Genomic DNA, 17,601 nt, shown 5'->3' with positions numbered 1-17,601 from the left:
TTACGCACCGGTGCCGCCAACGGTGATCGCGTCGATCTTCAGCGTCGGCTGGCCGACGCCCACCGGCACCGACTGACCGTCTTTGCCGCAGGTGCCGACGCCGCTGTCCAGGGCCAGGTCATTGCCGACCATGGATACGCGGCTCATGGCCTCCGGGCCATTGCCGATCAAGGTGGCGCCTTTGACCGGCGCAGTGATCTTGCCGTCCTCGATCAGGTAGGCCTCACTGGTGGAAAAGACGAACTTGCCGCTGGTGATGTCCACCTGGCCGCCGCCAAGGTTGGCGCAGTAGATACCCTTCTTCACTGAACGGATGATTTCCTCCGGGTCACTCTCGCCCGCCAGCATGTAGGTATTGGTCATGCGCGGCATCGGCAGGTGCGCATAGGATTCACGACGACCGTTGCCGGTGGCGGCCACACCCATCAGGCGGGCGTTGAGCTTGTCCTGCATGTAGCCCTTGAGCACACCGTTCTCGATCAGCGTGGTGCATTGGGTCGGCGTACCTTCGTCGTCGACGCTGAGCGAGCCGCGACGGCCAGCCAGGGTGCCGTCATCGACGATGGTGCACAGGCTGGAAGCGACCTTCTGCCCGACCTGACCGCTGTAGGCCGAACTGCCCTTGCGGTTGAAGTCGCCTTCCAGGCCGTGGCCGACCGCCTCGTGCAGCAGCACGCCGGACCAGCCGGCGCCCATCACCACCGGCATGCTACCTGCGGGTGCTGCGATGGCTTCGAGGTTGACCAGCGCCTGGCGCAGCGCCTCGCGGGCGTAGCCCATGGCGCGGTCTTCATCGAGGAAATAGCGGTAGTCGGTACGTCCGCCGCCGCCATGGCCACCGCGCTCGCGGCGGCCGTTCTGCTCGACGATGACGCTGACATTGAAGCGCACCAGCGGGCGGATATCGGCGCTGAGGCTGCCGTCGTGGGCCGCCACCAGAATGCGATCCCAGACCCCGGCCAGGCTCACGGTGACCTGCTTGATGCGCGGGTCGAGCGCGCGCGTGGCACGATCGATACGCTGCAGCAATTCGACCTTCTCGGCGCGGCCCATCACGTCCAGCGGGTTGCCCTCGGCATACAACTGGGTCACCTGCGGGCTGACGAAAGCCTGCACGCGGCCCTGCTGGCCGGCACGCGAGATCGAACGTGCGGCCTGGGCAGCTTGCGTCAGCGCATCGAGGCTGATGGCGTTGCTGTACGCGAAACCGGTTTTCTCGCCGGACTGGGCACGCACACCGACGCCCTGATCAAGGTTGAAACTGCCTTCCTTGACGATGCCATCCTCCAATACCCAGGTTTCCGAAACCTGGCTTTGAAAGTACAGGTCGGCGGCATCGATGCCGGGACCTGCGACTTCGCCCAGTACGCTGCTGAGGCTGTCGAACGTCAGGTTACCGGGCGCAAGCAGATGCTCGCTGACGGATTGCAACATCGTATTCATGGTCACTCCACAACGATCGGACGCGGTACGTCCGATGAAAAGAATCGGCGGTGCTGCTGCACCGGCATGCGTTGGCGAATGTTCGCCTGCTCGGCGGCATCGCGGGGGGCCAGCAAGGCCCCCTCCCCCTGATCCTGCTCGACCAGCACCTGACCCCAGGGGTCGATGATCGCCGAGTGACCGAACGTCAGACGCTGACCGGGGTGCTCACCACCCTGCCCGGCCGCCAGGACATAGCACTGGGTTTCGATGGCGCGGGCACGGGTCAGGACCTGCCAATGCGCGGCACCGGTCACGGCGGTGAAGGCTGCCGGTACGCTGATCAGCTCGGCGCCGGCTTCGCGCAGTGCACCGAACAGCTCAGGGAAGCGCAGGTCGTAGCAGACCGTCAGGCCCAGGCGCCCCACCGGTGTATCTGCCACCACGACGCGCTGACCATGGGCAAAATCATCGGACTCGCGATAACGGCCACGGTTGTCGGCCACGTCAACATCGAACAGGTGCAGCTTGTCGTAACGGGCCACACGCTCGCCCTGATCGTCGATCAGCAGTGAGCAGGCGTGCGGTTTGCCGTCAGCATCATCGTCTGGAGGCAGCGGCAAGGTGCCGGCCACTATCCATAAACTGAGGTCACGAGCAGCGCGTTTCAACCAGGGCAGGATCGGTCCCTCGCCCAAGGCCTCGGCGCGACCGATGGCAGCCAGGTCGCGGCGGCCCATGGCAGCGAAATTCTCGGGCAGCACGGCGAGGCGCGCACCACCCTGTGCGGCACGCTCCAGCATACGGCGAGCCAGGCGCAGATTGGTTTGCACGTCGTCCTGGCTGACCATCTGGATTACAGCGAGATTCATGGCGGCACTCTTTGCGGCTTGGTGTAACAGCCTACGCCAAGACGCAACCTCATTGCGGTTTTTCGAAGGGTTTGTCGAAGCTGATCTCCGGGTCCTGCATCGGGCCCTTGACGTCGTACTGCACACTGGCGAAGCGGGCGACCTTGTCACCGAGCAATTTATCCACCACGAACAGCGCCCCACCAACCGCCGGGGCGCCGACGATCAGCGCCGCCAGCGGCAGGTTGTTGGTCACCGGCAGGGTCACCAGCAGCTTGGCATCGATGCGCTCGTTGCGCATGTCGAGATTGCCATTGAGCTCCAGGTTGCTCGAAGGCCCACTCAGGGTGATTGGCTCATGCGTCACGAACAGGCCATTGGTCGCCTGCAGGTTACCCTTGACCCGGTCGTAACTCAGCCCCTTGCCCAGCAGGTCGGAGAAATCCAGACGCAGGCGGCGGCCAATGGAGTTGAAGTTGAGCAGGCCAAACACGCGCAGCGCCTGAGCCGAGCCCTGCACTTCGACGAACTGACCTTTGCGCAGCGAGGCATCGAGATTGCCGGAGAAGCGCTTGAGCGAGAACCAGGCAGGCGAACCGGGCCAGTTACCGTCGGCGTCCACCCGGAAACTTTCACTGGTGACGCTGGGGGCGAAATCCCAAGCCTTGAGAATATCGCTGAGATCCTTGCCCTGCAGGCGCCCCTTGTACCAACTGCTGGTGTTGCCCGGCGTACCACGCCAACCGGCACTACCGCCGATCTTCAGCCCTTGCAGGTCGAGGTCGAGCTCCTCGAAGCGCACGCCCTGCTCCTCCGGACGCACCTTCAGCGACCAGGCGCCCAGCACCTTGTCACCGCGCTGCACGCGCGCGATGGCGATATCCAGCGCCGGAATCTGACTGGGGTCGAAATCGGTCAAGGGATCGGGCGCATCGCTGGCCTTCGCCGCCTCGGGGTCCGGCGCCGGCAAGCGCACATGCTGCAGATCGATACGAATAGGCGCTCCCTCGGCATCAGCCAGCAGCACACGCCCCGTCGCCAGCTCGCTGTCGAGCTGCAAGGCCCAGCCCTGAGCTTCTCGTTCCAGGCCAAGCGTCAGTTGCTCGACCTCCTGACCAAAGCCGCGGAAACGCCCGATATCCAGCCGCGCACTACGCAGCAGACGCTGGCTGTCAGCGTCCACCTTGACCGGATGATCGGTGCCCAGCTGCTTCCAGGCATCCAGGTCCAGCTCGTCCAGACGCCCACGCACTCGCAGCCCCTGGCCGGGCGGCAAGCCGGCAGCGCCGCCACCAAGCACCAGTTCACCGCGGCCATCTGCCAGCGCCCCCGGGGGCGCGGCCAGACTCAGGCTGACCAGCTCGCCATAATTCGCCCAGTAACGACGCTCGCGCCCGGCAAGGGTCATGCGCCAATCGGTATCACGCTCCTGCTGCGCCGCCTTGCCGAAGGGCGCCGGCAGATCGATCGCCACACCGCGCAGGTTGGAATCGACGCGCAGCTTGCTGTCATCGCCATCCAGGGTCAGGCGCAGGCGATAAGGCAATAGTCCGCTGGCCGGTAGTTTCGCCGGCCCACCCAGCCACTGGCTGAGGGTATCGACCTGAACCTGCCCACGTAGATCGAACAACGTACGCGCCTGCCCACGTGCGCCCTCGGCGCGGATATTGCCGCGCACCTGGCGCCCGAAGACCTCGGCGCGAACGTCCGGCGCGCTGAGCCCGGCAGCGCTGTCGAAGCGAAACGCCCCCTGCACCTTGCTCAGTTGCAGGTCGGGATTGGCCAGTTTGAGGTTGGCACCCTCGGTGGCGAAGTCCACCACCACACCGGGCGGCTGTCCTTTCTGTAACGGAATATCCAACTGCAGGCGCCCGGCCAGAGGCCCCTCGCCCTGCCAGCCGTCGAAGATTTCCGCTGTTCCCAGTGGTGCCTCTTGCAACAGCTTGATGGCACCACTCAGGCTGCTCTGCACCTCACCATCGAGCTGCAGGCGCGGCGGCTTGCCGTCGTGCAACAGCGGAATATTGGCCACGACATTACTGACTGTGCTTTCCTGCAAGCGCCCGCTCTGCAGACGCACGCGCACTGCATCATCCTCGATCAGCACCTCACCCATGCCCTCGCGCAGCGACGGCCAACCGGGCTGGAAGGCCAGCTCGGCATCCTTGACCTTGAAGAACAGGCTGAGGCTGCGTGCCCCCAGCGAGGCCCCCTTGTTCAGCGAGCCCTGATACTGGAAGTAGCCTTCTTCGACATGGCCAGCACGAATGGCAGTCTTCAGCCATTGGTCGAGCTCGGCGCTCATACCCGGCGCGCGACTCGGCAGGTACTTCTCGGTGTAGGCCGCATCGCCGTCACGCATGCCGACACGCAGGTCCATGTAGTCCTCGGCCTCTGGGTCGCGCAGCAGGCGAATCAGCATGTCACCGGCGACCTGTCCCTCCTCGCCGTCGACGCGCATGTAGGGGCTGTACAGGGTCAGGCCTGTTTCACTCCAGTCCCAGCTCAACCGCGCCTGGGCATGGCGATAGCGCCAGGGCTTGGGGAACAGTTGATCCAGATGCAGCGCGAAATTCTCGCTGTTCAGGCGCAGCTCACCCTGGAACATATTGCCCGAGGCACTGCCACTGACGTTATCGGCAGCCGGCGCACCGTGGTAGGCCTGAACGCCCACCCTGTCCAGATTGGCGGCGAACTGCAGGCTCTCGGCGCCTTCACGCTGCGGGTAGTAGTCGAGCAACAGGTTGTTCACCGCGCCCACCGGAGCCAGCGCGACCAGAACATCGCGGGCCTGGTCGGGCATCGGCATAAGCGCCTGCACCAGCGGCGCCCAGGCCGCCAGATCGAGGCGATCGGCGCTCAGCGCCCAGCGCTCGTCGGTTTCGCCTTCATCGCTCTGCTTCAGATTCAGGTGTAGCTCGCCGATGCGCTGCTCACCATGGGTCAGGGCCAGGGAGTCGATCTGCGCCCGCACGCCCTGCTTGTCTTGAGAGAAGAAGGCATTGAAGGCCAGGTCCTTCAGCGTCACTGCCTCATGCTTGGCCTGGCCGCCGACCAGCTCGGGGGCATGCAGACGCAAGGCGCCCTTGTCCAAGGCCAGGCCACGGCCCTCCAGCCACAGCTCTCCGCCTGCCTGCAGACGCTGTAGCTGCCAGTCACCGAGCAGCGATGCCGGCAGCCAGGTCGCCCAGTCGCTCTGCGGCAGGCTCAGATAAAGCTCGGACTGCGCCTCGCGCCAGGTCCTGGGCTGCATGCGCGTGCGCAGTCGCAGCGCCACAGGCTGACCATCAGGCAACAGCAGGCGGCCGTCGAGGCGCTGACTGTTGCTGCCATAGCGCAGGCTCAGGTTGACGTAGCTGAGCAGCAGCGGCTGCTGATCGAGCGGCTGCAGCACCACGCGACTGTCGAGCAGACTGATGCGGTGCACGATCTGCAACTGCTCCAGCAACTGTTCGACATTCAACTCGGGACCGCTGCGCTGTGGCACCCCTTGCAGCTGCCAGCCGCCATCGGCGTTCTGCTGCACATTCAGCTGCAGACCGTCGAACTGCAGGTGAGCGATACGCGGCTGGCGGGCCAGCAGGCTGCCGCCCACATCCGGCACCAGTCGTACGCGCTCCAGGCTCAGGCCGTCCTCTTCGCTACCCAGGCGCACGTCATGCGCCTCCAGCACCGGGGCAAAGCCCTGCCAGCGACCTTCGAGGCGACCGATCCGCACCGGTACACCCAGCTGCGCCGTGGCACGATCTTCCAGTTCGAGCCGATATTCAGCCACCAGCGGCACCAGCTCTCGGCCCAGGCTGACATACAGCGCAGCCAGCACCAGCAAGGCGGCACAAAGACCCAGGCCCCAGCGCAGCAGCGCCGTAAACAGGCGCGCCAGGGCGTTCACCTCGACAGCCCCCGTGCTCAGAGCAGCACCACGTCGTACTGTTCCTGGGAATACATGGTTTCCACCTGGAACTTGATGGTACGTCCGATAAAGGCCTCCAGATCGGCGACGTTGCCCGACTCTTCATCGAGCAGGCGATCGACCACCTTCTGGTTGGCCAGCACGCGATAGCTTTCCGCCTGGTAGGCGCGGGCTTCACGCAGAATTTCGCGGAAGATCTCGTAGCAGATGGTCTCCGGCGTCTTCAACTTGCCGCGCCCCTGGCAGGCACTGCAGGGCTCGCAGAGAATCTGTTCGAGGCTTTCGCGCGTGCGCTTGCGGGTCATCTGCACCAGGCCGAGTTCGGTGATGCCGATGATGTTGGTCTTGGCATGATCACGCTCGAGCTGCTTCTCCAGGGTACGCAGTACCTGGCGCTGGTGCTCTTCGTCTTCCATGTCGATGAAGTCGATGATGATGATGCCGCCCAGGTTGCGCAGACGCAGCTGGCGGGCAATGGCCGTGGCTGCCTCGAGATTGGTCTTGAAGATGGTTTCTTCGAGGGTGCGATGACCAACGAAGGCACCGGTGTTGACGTCGATGGTACTCATCGCCTCGGCGGGATCGACCACTAGGTAACCGCCGGACTTCAGCGGCACCTTGCGCTCCAGTGCGCGCTGGATTTCGTCCTCGACACCGTACAGGTCGAATATCGGCCGCTCGCCAGGATAGTGCTCGAGACGATCAGCGATCTCCGGCATCAATTCGGCGACGAACTGGGTGATTTTCTGGAAGGTTTCCCGCGAGTCCACGCGAATCTTCTCGGTCCGCGGGCTGACCAGGTCACGCAGGGTGCGCAGCGCCAGGGACAGATCCTCGTAGATCACCGTGGGCGCCTTGCAGTTCTGGATCTGCGCACCGATCTGGTCCCAGAGGCGGCGCAGATAACGGATGTCGATCAGGATTTCATCAGCACCTGCACCCTCGGCAGCGGTGCGCAGGATGAAGCCGCCGGCCTCCTCGATGCCTTCGGCGGCGACGCAATCGGCGACCACCTGCTTGAGGCGCTCGCGCTCTGCTTCGTCTTCGATCTTCAGGGAAATACCAACATGACTGGTGCGTGGCATGTACACCAGATAACGCGAAGGGATCGACAACTGAGTGGTCAGACGCGCCCCCTTGCTGCCGATGGGGTCCTTGGTGACCTGCACCACCAGGCTCTGCCCTTCGTGCACCAGGGCGCTGATCGGCTCCACCGCAGTGCCCTCGCGGGTAGAAATCTCGGAAGCATGAATGAAGGCCGCACGCTCCAGGCCAATATCGACGAAGGCCGCCTGCATGCCGGGCAGCACGCGCACCACCTTGCCCTTGTAGATGTTGCCGACGATGCCGCGCTTTTGCGTGCGCTCGACGTGCACTTCCTGCAGCACGCCGTTTTCCACCACCGCCACGCGCGACTCCATCGGCGTGATATTGATCAGAATCTCTTCGCTCATGCATCCATCCTGGTGATCATGCCGGCCGGGCCACTGCACCGCCCCGCGGACTCAAGCTTTCGGGCACGTCCAAAAAACTACCTATGCTGCCACCGCCTGGGGTTTAACGCGGCCCTTGCGTCGGCAACTGCCAGCAGGCAATACCGAATTCGCCAAGCAGCTCTGCAGTTTCGCACAGCGGTAGACCGACCACTGCCGAATAGCTGCCCTGCAATTGGTTGACGAACACGGCCGCCAACCCCTGGATACCATAACTGCCCGCTTTGTCACATGGTTCGCCGCTGGCCCAGTAGGCCTCGATTTCCGCCTCGCTGATAGGACGAAAGCTCACGTCGCTGCTGACCACTCGCGCCGCCTCGCGGCCACCACCGACCAACGCCACGGCCGTCAGTACCTGATGGCTGCGCCCGGACAGGGCCTGCAGCATGGCGCGCGACTCATTGAGGTCCGCCGGTTTGCCAAGAATGCGTCCATCGAGCACCACAGCGGTGTCGGCGCCCAACACCACGGCATCGTCACGCCCGCCCAAGGCGAGCAGACCGGCGCGCGCTTTCTCATGCGCCAGACGCTCTACATAGGCTGCTGGCGGCTCATCTGGCAATGGGGTTTCGTCTATCGAAGCGATTTGCGTGACGCAAGGCACAGCGATCTGAGCCAGCAATTCACGGCGACGGGGCGAGGCGGAGGCCAGAAACAGCTCGGCCATGCGGGTATCTCCCTTGGCGAACCGCGGCCAGCCGTGCGGCAGGCCGCGTTCAGTTGACGTTGAGGCGCAGGTGCAGACCGCGCAGGATGGCGCAGATCCAGGGCCACAGCAGAGCGCTGACCAGTGCCGGCAGGACGAAGGCCAGGGTTGGAGGACGACTACCGGTCAGGGCATTGAGCCACAGCTGAACCAGCTGGGCGAGACCGAACACCACCATCAGCACCATGCTCTGCTGCCACATGGGAAACATGCGCAGGCGCTGGTGCAAGCTCAGCACCAGAAAGGTGATCAGGGTGAGAATCAAGGCGTTCTGCCCGAGCAGCGTACCGAACAGTACGTCCTGCGCCAGGCCAAGAATCCAGGCGGTGGTCATGCCGACGCGATGCGGCAGGGCCAGTACCCAGTAGGTGAGAATCAAGGCGACCCACAGCGGGCGACCGATCTGCATGAATTCGGGCAACGGCGAAACACTGAGCAACAAACCGAGCGCCAGGCTCAGCCAGATCACCCAGCCGTTACGGGGCTGTACGCCAGCCATCAGTTGGTCTCCTGTGCAGGGGCGTCAGCGGCCGGTGCGTCAGCGGCCGGCTCGCCACTGCGCGCCTGCTCGGCTTCGCGGTCGGCGGCTTCCTGGGCCTCGGCGGAATCGTTGGCGCGCTGCTCGGGCGTGCGCCGGTCGGAGAACACCAGCAGCAGGTAACGGCTGCGATTGAGCGCAGCGGTCGGTACGGCACGGACGATGGCGAAAGGCTGGCCGGAGTCATGAATCACTTCCTTGACCGTGGCCACCGGGTAGCCGGCCGGGAAGCGCTGGCCCATGCCGGAGCTGACCAGCAGATCGCCCTCCTTGATATCGGCGGTATCGGCGACGTGACGCAGCTCCAGGCGCTCCGGGTTGCCGGTGCCGACGGCAATGGCACGCAGACCGTTGCGATTGACCTGCACCGGGATGCTGTGGGTGTTGTCGGTGAGCAACAGCACGCGCGAGGTGTAGGGCATGATCTCGACCACCTGGCCCATCAGCCCGCGAGCATCGAGCACCGGCTGACCGAGGAACACGCCATCCTTCTCACCCTTGTCGATCAGGATGCGGTGGGTATAGGGGTTGGGATCAACGCCGATCAGCTCACCGACCAGCACTTCCTCGTCCACCAGCGCGGCGGAATTGAGCAGTTCGCGCAGACGCACGTTCTGCTCGGTCAGCGCTGCCAGCTTCTGCAGGCGGCGCTGCAGCAGCAGGGCCTCGGCCTTGAGCTTCTCGTTCTCGGCCATCAGTTCGCTGCGCGAGGAAATCTGCTGAGTTGCCCCATCCCAGACGCGTACGGGCACATCGGCCAGCCAATAGAAAGGCGTGAGCACCAGCCCCATCTGGCTGCGCAGCGGCTTGAGCGTCTCGAAGCGGGCATCGACCACCATCAGCACCGCCGACAGTACGGCAAATACCAGCAGACGAATGCCCAGCGAGGGACCTTTGGCGAAGAGCGGCTTAATGACCTGCTCCTCGTGCGCCACAGGGGCGGAAAGCGCGCGAATTCATGCGAAAGGCAAACCGGTCAGGCGAAGGTTGGGCCGAGTGTACTGCAATGCTCGAATATGCGCGTGCCGCCCGAAGGCGGCACGACAGCGAGCCACTAGCGAACCCCTTACTCGGTGGAGAGCAGGTCCATGGCGTGGCGGTCCATCATTTCCAGGGCCTTGCCGCCGCCACGAGCGACGCAGGTCAGCGGGTCTTCGGCGACGATTACCGGCAGGCCGGTTTCCTGGGAGAGCAGCTTGTCCAGGTCACGCAGCAGCGCGCCACCACCGGTCAGCACCAGGCCGCGCTCGGCGATGTCCGAAGCCAGCTCGGGTGGCGATTGCTCCAGCGCGCTCTTGACCGCCTGGACGATGGTCGCCAGGGATTCCTGCAGCGCTTCGAGCACCTCGTTGGAGTTGAGGGTGAAGCTGCGCGGTACGCCTTCAGCCAGGTTGCGGCCGCGTACGTCGACTTCACGGATCTCGCCGCCCGGGTAAGCAGTACCGATTTCCTGCTTGATGCGCTCAGCGGTACCTTCACCGATCAGCGAACCGTAGTTGCGGCGTACGTAGGTGATGATGGCTTCGTCGAAACGGTCGCCGCCGACACGCACGGATTCGGCATAGACCACACCGTTCAGGGAAATCAGGGCGATCTCGGTGGTACCACCGCCGATGTCGACGACCATCGAACCGCGCGCCTCTTCGACCGGCAGGCCGGCACCGATGGCAGCGGCCATCGGCTCTTCGATCAGGAACACTTCCCGGGCACCGGCACCAAGGGCCGATTCACGAATGGCGCGGCGCTCGACCTGGGTCGACTTGCACGGCACGCAGATCAGCACGCGCGGCGACGGCTGCAGGAAGCTGTTCTCGTGAACCTTGTTGATGAAGTACTGCAGCATCTTCTCGCAGACGCTGAAGTCGGCGATCACGCCGTCCTTCATCGGGCGAATCGCGGAGATGTTGCCAGGCGTACGGCCGAGCATGCGCTTGGCCTCGGTGCCGACGGCCACGACGCTCTTCTGGTTGCCGTGGGTACGGATCGCGACCACGGACGGCTCATTCAGGACGATACCGCGCTCGCGCACATAAATAAGGGTATTGGCAGTCCCCAGGTCGATCGACAGATCGCTGGAAAACATGCCACGCAGTTTCTTGAACATTAGGAAGGGACCCTAGGCAACGCGTGGGTGAAGGCCAGGCGCGGAAAAACGCGCAGGTAAAAAGTGCGGCAAACTCTAACAACGGCAGGGATTTTGAGCAAGGCGGCAATATGGTAGATTGCCTGTTTCTCCGGGCCTTGTAGCTGCGCATCGCGGCCTTTGACCGCTGGCTCGCGACATCCGTTCCCTGCAGCCGCTTACCGATGCCCCTCTGTCACACTTCCACTGGAGAACCCCCGATGGCGCTTGAACGCTCCGAGGTGGAAAAAATCGCCCACCTGGCCCGCCTGGGTCTGAACGAAGGCGATATTCCGCAAACCACCGAGACCCTGAACAGCATTCTCGGTCTGATCGACCAAATGCAGGCCGTCGACACCCAGGGCATCGAACCCCTGGCCCACCCGCTGGAAGCGACCCAGCGCCTGCGTGCCGACGTGGTCACCGAGAGCAACCAGCGCGACGCCTACCAGGCCATCGCCCCGGCTGTGGAAAGCGGCCTGTACCTCGTGCCGAAAGTCATCGAATAAAGGAAAGGGCTCGACATGCATCAACTGACCCTGGCCGAGATCGCCCGTGGCCTCGCCGACAAGCAATTCTCCGCCGAAGAGCTGAGCCGCAGCCTGCTGGCGCGCATCGCGCAGCTCGACCCGCAGCTCAACAGCTTCATCACCGTCACCGCAGATCTGGCCATCGAACAGGCCAAGGCCGCGGACGCCCGTCGTGCTGCCGGCGAAAACAGCCCGCTGCTCGGCGCACCGATCGCCCACAAGGATCTGTTCTGCACCAACGGCGTGCTGACGTCCTGTGGCTCGAAGATCCTTACCGGCTTCAAGGCCCCCTACGACGCCACCGTGGTGGAAAAACTCAAGGCCGCCGGCACCGTCACGCTGGGCAAGCTGAACATGGACGAATTCGCCATGGGCTCGGCCAACGAGTCCAGCCACTACGGCCCGGTGAAGAACCCCTGGGACACCAGCCGCGTACCGGGCGGCTCCTCGGGTGGTTCGGCCGCAGCGGTCGCTGCACGACTGCTGCCGGCCGCCACCGGCACCGACACCGGCGGCTCGATCCGTCAGCCGGCTGCGCTGACCAACCTCACCGGCATCAAGCCGACCTATGGCCGAGTCTCGCGCTGGGGCATGATCGCCTACGCCTCCAGCCTCGATCAGGGCGGCCCGCTGGCCCGTACTGCCGAAGACTGTGCGCTGCTGCTGCAAGCCATGGCCGGCTTTGACACCAAGGACAGCACCAGTGTCGATCAGCCGGTGGATGACTACCTGGCCGCCCTCGCCCAGCCGCTGGCCGGCCTGCGCATCGGCCTGCCGAAGGAGTACTTCGGCGCCGGCCTCGATGCACGCATCGGTGAGAAGGTGATGGCCGTGGTGGAAGAGCTGAAAAAGCTCGGCGCCACCGTCAAGGACATTAGCCTGCCGAACATGCAGCACGCGATCCCCGCCTACTACGTGATCGCACCGGCCGAGGCCAGCTCCAACCTGTCGCGCTTCGACGGTGTGCGCTTCGGCTACCGCTGCGAGAACCCGAAAGACCTGCAGGACCTGTACAAGCGCTCGCGCGGCGAAGGCTTCGGTGCCGAGGTCAAACGGCGCATCATGGTCGGCACCTACGCGCTGTCCGCCGGCTACTACGACGCCTACTACATCAAGGCCCAGCAGATTCGCCGGCTGATCAAGAACGACTTCGTCGCCGCCTTCAAGGACGTCGACGTGATCCTCGGCCCGACCACGCCGAATCTGGCCTGGAAGCTCAGCGAGAAGAACGCAGACCCGGTGTCCGCCTACCTGGAAGACATCTACACCATCACCGCCAACCTGGCCGGCATCCCCGGCCTGTCGATGCCAGCCGGCTTCGTCGATGGTCTGCCGGTGGGCGTGCAGTTGCTCGGCAACTATTTCCAGGAGGGTCGTCTGCTCAATGTCGCGCACCAGTACCAACAGGTCAGCGACTGGCATAAACACGCACCGAGCGGCTTCTGAGGAAGGATCAAGACATGCAATGGGAAACCGTGATCGGGCTTGAGATCCACGCTCAGCTCAGCACCCAATCGAAGATTTTCTCGGCCAGCGCCACTACCTTTGGCGCCGAGCCCAACACCCAGGCCAGCCTGGTCGACCTCGGCATGCCCGGCACCCTGCCGGTGCTGAACGCCGAAGCCGTGCGCATGGCCTGCCAGTTCGGCCTGGCCATCGACGCCGAGATCGCCGAACGTAACGTCTTCGCGCGCAAGAACTACTTCTACCCGGACCTGCCCAAAGGCTATCAGACCAGCCAGATGGATCACCCCATCGTCGGCAAGGGCTTCCTCGACATCACCCTGGAAGATGGCACCGTCAAGCGCATCGGCATCACCCGTGCGCACCTGGAAGAGGACGCTGGCAAGAGCCTGCACGAAGACTTCCACGGCATGAGTGGCATCGACCTGAACCGTGCCGGCACGCCGTTGCTGGAGATCGTTTCCGAGCCGGACATCCGCTCGGCCAAGGAGGCCGTGGCCTATGTGAAGGCCATCCACGCCCTCGTGCGTTACCTGGGCATCTGCGACGGCAACATGGCCGAAGGCTCGCTGCGCTGCGACTGCAACGTCTCGGTGCGCCCGAAAGGCCAGGCAGAGTTCGGCACCCGCGCCGAGATCAAGAACGTCAACTCGTTCCGCTTTATCGAGAAGGCCATCAACCACGAGGTACAGCGCCAGATCGAACTGATCGAGGACGGCGGCAAGGTGGTGCAGGAAACCCGCCTGTACGATCCGAACAAGGATCAGACCCGCTCCATGCGCAGCAAGGAAGAAGCCAACGACTACCGTTACTTCCCCTGCCCGGACCTGCTGCCGGTGGTGATCGAACGTAGCTTCCTCGACGAACTGCGCGCCGGCTTGCCCGAACTGCCTCCGCAGAAGCGCGAGCGTTTCGAAAGCCAGTTCGGCCTGTCCACCTACGACGCCAGCGTACTGTCTGCCAGCCGCGAACTGGCCGATTACTTCGAGGCGGTGGAGAAGACCTGCGGCGATGCCAAGCTGTCGGCCAACTGGGTGATGGGTGAGCTGTCCAGCCTGCTCAACAAGGAAGGCCTGGAGATCGAGCAGTCGCCAGTGTCTGCCGAGCAACTGGGCGGCATGATCCTGCGCATCAAGGACAACACCATCAGCGGCAAGATCGCCAAGATGGTCTTCGAAGCCCTGGCCGCCGGTGAAGGCGCCAGCGCCGACGAGATCATCGAGAACAAGGGCCTCAAGCAGGTTACCGACTCCGGCGCCATCGAAGCCATGCTCGATGAAGTGCTGGCCGCCAACGCCGAGCAGGTCGAGCAATACCGCGCCAGCGATGAAGCCAAGCGCGGCAAGATGTTCGGTTTCTTCGTCGGCCAGGCCATGAAAGCCTCCAAGGGCAAGGCCAACCCGGGGCAAGTGAACGAACTGCTGAAGAAGAAGCTCGAAGGCTGAGCCAGGCCGGCTCGCTCACGCTAGCTGCAACGACGCCGGGCTCGCCCGGCGTTTTTCATGGAGACCGCGAACATGACGATGCGTAGCCCGGATGCAATCCGGGAACCTTCACTGCCCCGAATGGCATCCGGACTACAGACATGGGCACTGCTCGGTGCGCTCGCCCTGCTGGGCGGCTGCTCCACCTTCGGCGGCGGCTCAGGCAGCAGCGAAACCGGCAAGGCCTCCTATTACGGTGACCGCCACCACGGCCAGCGCACCGCCAGCGGCGAACGCTTCGATCAGAACGCGCTGACCGCGGCGCATCGCACCCTGCCGTTCGGCACACGGGTACGGGTCACCAACCTGAACAACGAGCGCAGCGTGGTGCTGCGCATCAACGACCGCGGCCCCTTCGTGCGCGGTCGCGTCATCGACGTTTCCCGCGCCGCCGCCGTGCGCCTCGACATGCTGCGCGCAGGCGTGGTGCCGGTCAGGGTCGAGGCGCTGGACTGAGGAACAATTGGCAACAAAATCTTTCTGCGGCCCCTGGCGGCCAATAATGTCATCGCTACACTAGCCGCACTTTTTTCGGAGCTACCCTGCAATGACCCTGATGACCTATGTCTACCTGATCGCCGGCCTGGTGCTGCTGGTTGCCGGCGCCGAGGTGTTGGTACGCGGCGCCGCCAAGCTGGCCGCACAGTTCGGCATTCCGCCACTGGTGATCGGCCTGACCGTGGTGGCCTTCGGCACCAGCGCGCCGGAAACGGCGGTCAGCGTGCAATCGGCCTTCAACGGTAGCGGCGACCTGGCCATCGGCAACGTGATCGGCAGCAACATCGCCAACGTTCTGCTGATTCTGGGCGTGACCGCCTTGGTCGCACCACTGGTCGTCTCACGCCAGCTCATTCGCCTCGACGTACCCATCATGATCGGCGCCAGCCTGGTCACCTTCGGCCTGGCCTGGGATGGTGAACTGAGCCGTTTCGATGGTGCCTTGCTGTTCGCCGGCGTGCTGGCCTATACCGGTTTCCTGATCTACAGCGCGCGCAAGGACAAGGGCGGCGACGATGACGAATTCGCCAAGGAATTCGGTCTCGACGAGGCGCCCAAGCCCTATGCCTGGGCGATCAACCTCGGCCTTATCATCGCGGGCCTGGTGCTGTTGGTGGTGGGTTCCAACTTCCTGGTCGAAGGCGCCGTGCAGCTGGCGCGCGCACTGGGCCTGTCCGAGCTGGTGATCGGCCTGACCGTGATCGCCATCGGCACCTCACTGCCGGAGCTGGCCACCTCGATCATCGCGGCGTTCAAGGGCGAGCGCGACATCGCCGTGGGCAATATCGTCGGCAGCAATATTTTCAACCTGCTCTGCGTGCTGGGCCTGGCCTCGCTGGTGTCGCCGGCAGCCATTCCAGTGGCCGCCAATGCGCTGGCTTTCGACTTCCCGGTAATGATCGCGGTGGCCGTGGCCTGCCTGCCGATCTTCTTCAGCGGCTACCGCATCAACCGTTGGGAAGGCTTGCTGTTCGTGGGCTACTACGTGGCCTACACCCTGTATCTGGTGATGTTCAGCACGGGCCGACCGCTGGCTCAGACCTTCGGTGACGCGATGATCGGCTACGCACTGCCGCTTACCGCCATCACCCTGGTGATCATTGCCGGGCGTGCCTGGCACAAACAACGCGGCGAGCAGGTATGAGCATGAGTGATAACCATGATCGCGGTGTGCAGGTGCGCCGTGAGGTGATGGGCGACGCGTTCGTCGACCGCGCCCTGGGCAACGCCACCGAGTTCACCCAGCCGCTGCAGGATTTCGTCAACGAGCATGCCTGGGGCGGCGTGTGGACGCGCAGCGGCCTGCCGCGCGCGACCCGCAGCCTGATCACCCTGGCTGCGTTGACCACACTGAAATGCCCGCAGGAACTCAAGGGCCACGTGCGCGGCGCGCTGAACAACGGCTGTACGGTCGAAGAAATCCGCGAAACCCTGCTGCACTGTGCGGTGTATGCCGGCGTGCCGGCCAGCATCGACGCCTTCCGCGCGGCACAGGAAGTGATCGACGAGTACCAGAGCAACTCCAGTTCGTAGGATTTGCCGTGCGCACCAACCATCACCGCCATCGGTGCGCACGGCGCACCCTACACAGGCTGGTAGCCGCCCTCTCCTAGATCCAACCACCCCATTGCAACAGCAATAAACCGACATTGGTGGTGACCACTGCCGCCAGGGTGGTGATGACGATGATCGCTGCCGCCAGCTCATGGTTGGCGCCCACTGCGCGGGCCATGACGAAGCTGGCCGCCGCCGTCGGGCTGGCGAAATAGAGAAACAGGATCGCCAGATCCGCCCCACGAAAGCCCAACAGCCAGGCGCCGAAGGTGCTCAGCAGCGGCAGCCAGACCATCTTCATCATGCCCGAGCCGATGGCTGTGCCGCTGCTGCGGCGCAACGACGCCAGGCTCAGGGTGCCGCCAATGCAGATCAGCGCCAGCGGCAGGGTCATCTGCGCGAAGTACTCGGCCGAGGTCAGGAACCACTGCGGTAGCGGGATCTTCCAGTAGGCAATCGGTACCGCCAGCAGCACGCCAATGATCATCGGGTTGGTCACGATGCTGCGCGCGATGGCCTTGGCACCGGGTTTCACGCCCGGGCTGTAGATGGCCAGAACCACCGCCGAGAGCGCGTTGTAGCAGAGGATCACCAGTGCGGCGAGCAACGAGCCGACCGACAGGCCGTAGTCACCGTACATGCTGGTGGCCAGTGCCAGGCCGACGATACCGTTGTTACCGCGGAAGGCCCCCTGGGTGTAGATACCACGATCCTCGAACGGCACCCGCCAGATCGCCCAGGCCCAGGCAACGAAGAACGACGCGGTGGTGGCGAGAAAGAAGTAGCTCAGCAACTGCGGCTGCATGGCCGCATCCAGGTCCGCCTTGACCACACCGAGAAACAGCAGGGTCGGCATGGTGCCGCGAAACACCAGGCTCGAAGCGGTATCGATGAAGGGCGTATCGATCCAGTGCAAGCGTTTGAGCACCACGCCGAGAAACAGCATGGCGAACACGGGCGCGGTGATGGCAAGGGTTTGTGCAGCGACGGCGAGCATGACGACACCAGCAGGTTGTCTGACGACCT

General features: G+C 64.2%; 15 protein-coding genes. 6 read left to right on the top strand and 9 right to left on the bottom strand.

The features are described from left to right. From tldD to mreB, 8 genes are all read right to left on the bottom strand, one after another. Window positions 1-1,443, bottom strand: coding sequence for a metalloprotease TldD (tldD, locus tag JWV26_RS15275; protein ID WP_021488060.1), 1,443 nt, complete (start codon window positions 1,441-1,443; stop codon window positions 1-3). Window positions 1,444-1,445: 2 nt separating this feature from the next. Further along, window positions 1,446-2,294, bottom strand: coding sequence for a carbon-nitrogen hydrolase family protein (locus tag JWV26_RS15270; RefSeq protein WP_074675892.1), 849 nt, complete (start codon window positions 2,292-2,294; stop codon window positions 1,446-1,448). A 49-nt stretch (window positions 2,295-2,343) separates the two neighbouring features. Next, on the bottom strand, window positions 2,344-6,165 hold the full coding sequence (locus JWV26_RS15265) for a YhdP family protein (RefSeq protein ID WP_206417243.1): 3,822 nt from the start codon (window positions 6,163-6,165) through the stop codon (window positions 2,344-2,346). 17 nt (window positions 6,166-6,182) lie between these two features. Continuing rightward, window positions 6,183-7,640 carry a ribonuclease G gene (gene rng / locus JWV26_RS15260; protein WP_021488057.1) on the bottom strand — a complete coding sequence of 486 codons (1,458 nt, stop codon included), beginning with the start codon at window positions 7,638-7,640 and terminating at the stop codon, window positions 6,183-6,185. Window positions 7,641-7,743: 103 nt separating this feature from the next. Continuing rightward, the gene (locus JWV26_RS15255; protein WP_206417242.1) at window positions 7,744-8,346 is read right to left on the bottom strand and encodes a Maf family protein; all 603 of its coding nucleotides are present in this window, start codon (window positions 8,344-8,346) and stop codon (window positions 7,744-7,746) included. Window positions 8,347-8,395: 49 nt separating this feature from the next. Further along, window positions 8,396-8,884 carry a rod shape-determining protein MreD gene (gene mreD / locus JWV26_RS15250; RefSeq protein ID WP_004424808.1) on the bottom strand — a complete coding sequence of 163 codons (489 nt, stop codon included), beginning with the start codon at window positions 8,882-8,884 and terminating at the stop codon, window positions 8,396-8,398. Then, the gene (gene mreC, locus JWV26_RS15245; RefSeq protein WP_239690035.1) at window positions 8,884-9,801 is read right to left on the bottom strand and encodes a rod shape-determining protein MreC; all 918 of its coding nucleotides are present in this window, start codon (window positions 9,799-9,801) and stop codon (window positions 8,884-8,886) included. The genes mreD and mreC overlap by 1 nt, the downstream gene beginning before the upstream one ends. 188 nt (window positions 9,802-9,989) lie before the next feature. Then, entirely contained in the window at window positions 9,990-11,027 is a 1,038-nt protein-coding gene (mreB, locus tag JWV26_RS15240; RefSeq protein ID WP_013714086.1) for a rod shape-determining protein MreB, read from the bottom strand. A gap of 239 nt (window positions 11,028-11,266) precedes the next feature. Between mreB and gatC the strand changes: the two genes are divergently transcribed. From gatC to JWV26_RS15210, 6 genes are all read left to right on the top strand, one after another. Continuing rightward, window positions 11,267-11,554 (top strand): Asp-tRNA(Asn)/Glu-tRNA(Gln) amidotransferase subunit GatC, encoded by a 288-nt coding sequence (gene gatC, locus JWV26_RS15235; RefSeq protein WP_021488054.1) that lies wholly within the window; start codon window positions 11,267-11,269, stop codon window positions 11,552-11,554. Between the two features lie 15 nt (window positions 11,555-11,569). Beyond that, window positions 11,570-13,021 carry an Asp-tRNA(Asn)/Glu-tRNA(Gln) amidotransferase subunit GatA gene (gene gatA / locus JWV26_RS15230; RefSeq protein ID WP_196456570.1) on the top strand — a complete coding sequence of 484 codons (1,452 nt, stop codon included), beginning with the start codon at window positions 11,570-11,572 and terminating at the stop codon, window positions 13,019-13,021. 14 nt (window positions 13,022-13,035) lie between these two features. Further along, complete coding sequence (gene gatB / locus JWV26_RS15225; protein ID WP_021488052.1) at window positions 13,036-14,484, top strand: Asp-tRNA(Asn)/Glu-tRNA(Gln) amidotransferase subunit GatB; 1,449 nt, start codon at window positions 13,036-13,038, stop codon at window positions 14,482-14,484. 120 nt (window positions 14,485-14,604) lie between these two features. Beyond that, on the top strand, window positions 14,605-14,979 hold the full coding sequence (locus JWV26_RS15220) for a septal ring lytic transglycosylase RlpA family protein (protein WP_394327915.1): 375 nt from the start codon (window positions 14,605-14,607) through the stop codon (window positions 14,977-14,979). Window positions 14,980-15,070: 91 nt separating this feature from the next. Then, on the top strand, window positions 15,071-16,165 hold the full coding sequence (locus tag JWV26_RS15215; protein WP_072423084.1) for a calcium/sodium antiporter: 1,095 nt from the start codon (window positions 15,071-15,073) through the stop codon (window positions 16,163-16,165). 2 nt (window positions 16,166-16,167) lie between these two features. Next, window positions 16,168-16,554 (top strand): carboxymuconolactone decarboxylase family protein, encoded by a 387-nt coding sequence (locus tag JWV26_RS15210; protein WP_206417241.1) that lies wholly within the window; start codon window positions 16,168-16,170, stop codon window positions 16,552-16,554. Window positions 16,555-16,630: 76 nt separating this feature from the next. On the opposite strand, the gene JWV26_RS15205 is transcribed toward JWV26_RS15210, so the two are convergent. Further along, complete coding sequence (locus JWV26_RS15205) at window positions 16,631-17,572, bottom strand: AEC family transporter (RefSeq protein WP_206417240.1); 942 nt, start codon at window positions 17,570-17,572, stop codon at window positions 16,631-16,633. Window positions 17,573-17,601: the final 29 nt, after the last annotated feature.

The sequence above is a fragment of the Ectopseudomonas toyotomiensis genome (genome assembly GCF_017167985.1).
Classification (GTDB): domain Bacteria; phylum Pseudomonadota; class Gammaproteobacteria; order Pseudomonadales; family Pseudomonadaceae; genus Aquipseudomonas; species Aquipseudomonas toyotomiensis.
This window is presented reverse-complemented; position numbering and strand designations above follow the sequence as displayed.

What these genes read in the sequence shown, in the direction of transcription:
- tldD (WP_021488060.1), bottom strand. Translation starts at nt 1,443, where the DNA reads ATGAATACGATGTTGCAATCCGTCAGCGAGCATCTGCTTGCGCCCGGT.
- JWV26_RS15270 (WP_074675892.1), bottom strand. Translation starts at nt 2,294, where the DNA reads ATGAATCTCGCTGTAATCCAGATGGTCAGCCAGGACGACGTGCAAACC.
- rng (WP_021488057.1), bottom strand. Translation starts at nt 7,640, where the DNA reads ATGAGCGAAGAGATTCTGATCAATATCACGCCGATGGAGTCGCGCGTG.
- JWV26_RS15255 (WP_206417242.1), bottom strand. Translation starts at nt 8,346, where the DNA reads ATGGCCGAGCTGTTTCTGGCCTCCGCCTCGCCCCGTCGCCGTGAATTG.
- mreD (WP_004424808.1), bottom strand. Translation starts at nt 8,884, where the DNA reads ATGGCTGGCGTACAGCCCCGTAACGGCTGGGTGATCTGGCTGAGCCTG.
- mreB (WP_013714086.1), bottom strand. Translation starts at nt 11,027, where the DNA reads ATGTTCAAGAAACTGCGTGGCATGTTTTCCAGCGATCTGTCGATCGAC.
- gatC (WP_021488054.1), top strand. Translation starts at nt 11,267, where the DNA reads ATGGCGCTTGAACGCTCCGAGGTGGAAAAAATCGCCCACCTGGCCCGC.
- gatA (WP_196456570.1), top strand. Translation starts at nt 11,570, where the DNA reads ATGCATCAACTGACCCTGGCCGAGATCGCCCGTGGCCTCGCCGACAAG.
- gatB (WP_021488052.1), top strand. Translation starts at nt 13,036, where the DNA reads ATGCAATGGGAAACCGTGATCGGGCTTGAGATCCACGCTCAGCTCAGC.
- JWV26_RS15220 (WP_394327915.1), top strand. Translation starts at nt 14,605, where the DNA reads ATGGCATCCGGACTACAGACATGGGCACTGCTCGGTGCGCTCGCCCTG.
- JWV26_RS15215 (WP_072423084.1), top strand. Translation starts at nt 15,071, where the DNA reads ATGACCCTGATGACCTATGTCTACCTGATCGCCGGCCTGGTGCTGCTG.
- JWV26_RS15210 (WP_206417241.1), top strand. Translation starts at nt 16,168, where the DNA reads ATGAGTGATAACCATGATCGCGGTGTGCAGGTGCGCCGTGAGGTGATG.
- JWV26_RS15205 (WP_206417240.1), bottom strand. Translation starts at nt 17,572, where the DNA reads ATGCTCGCCGTCGCTGCACAAACCCTTGCCATCACCGCGCCCGTGTTC.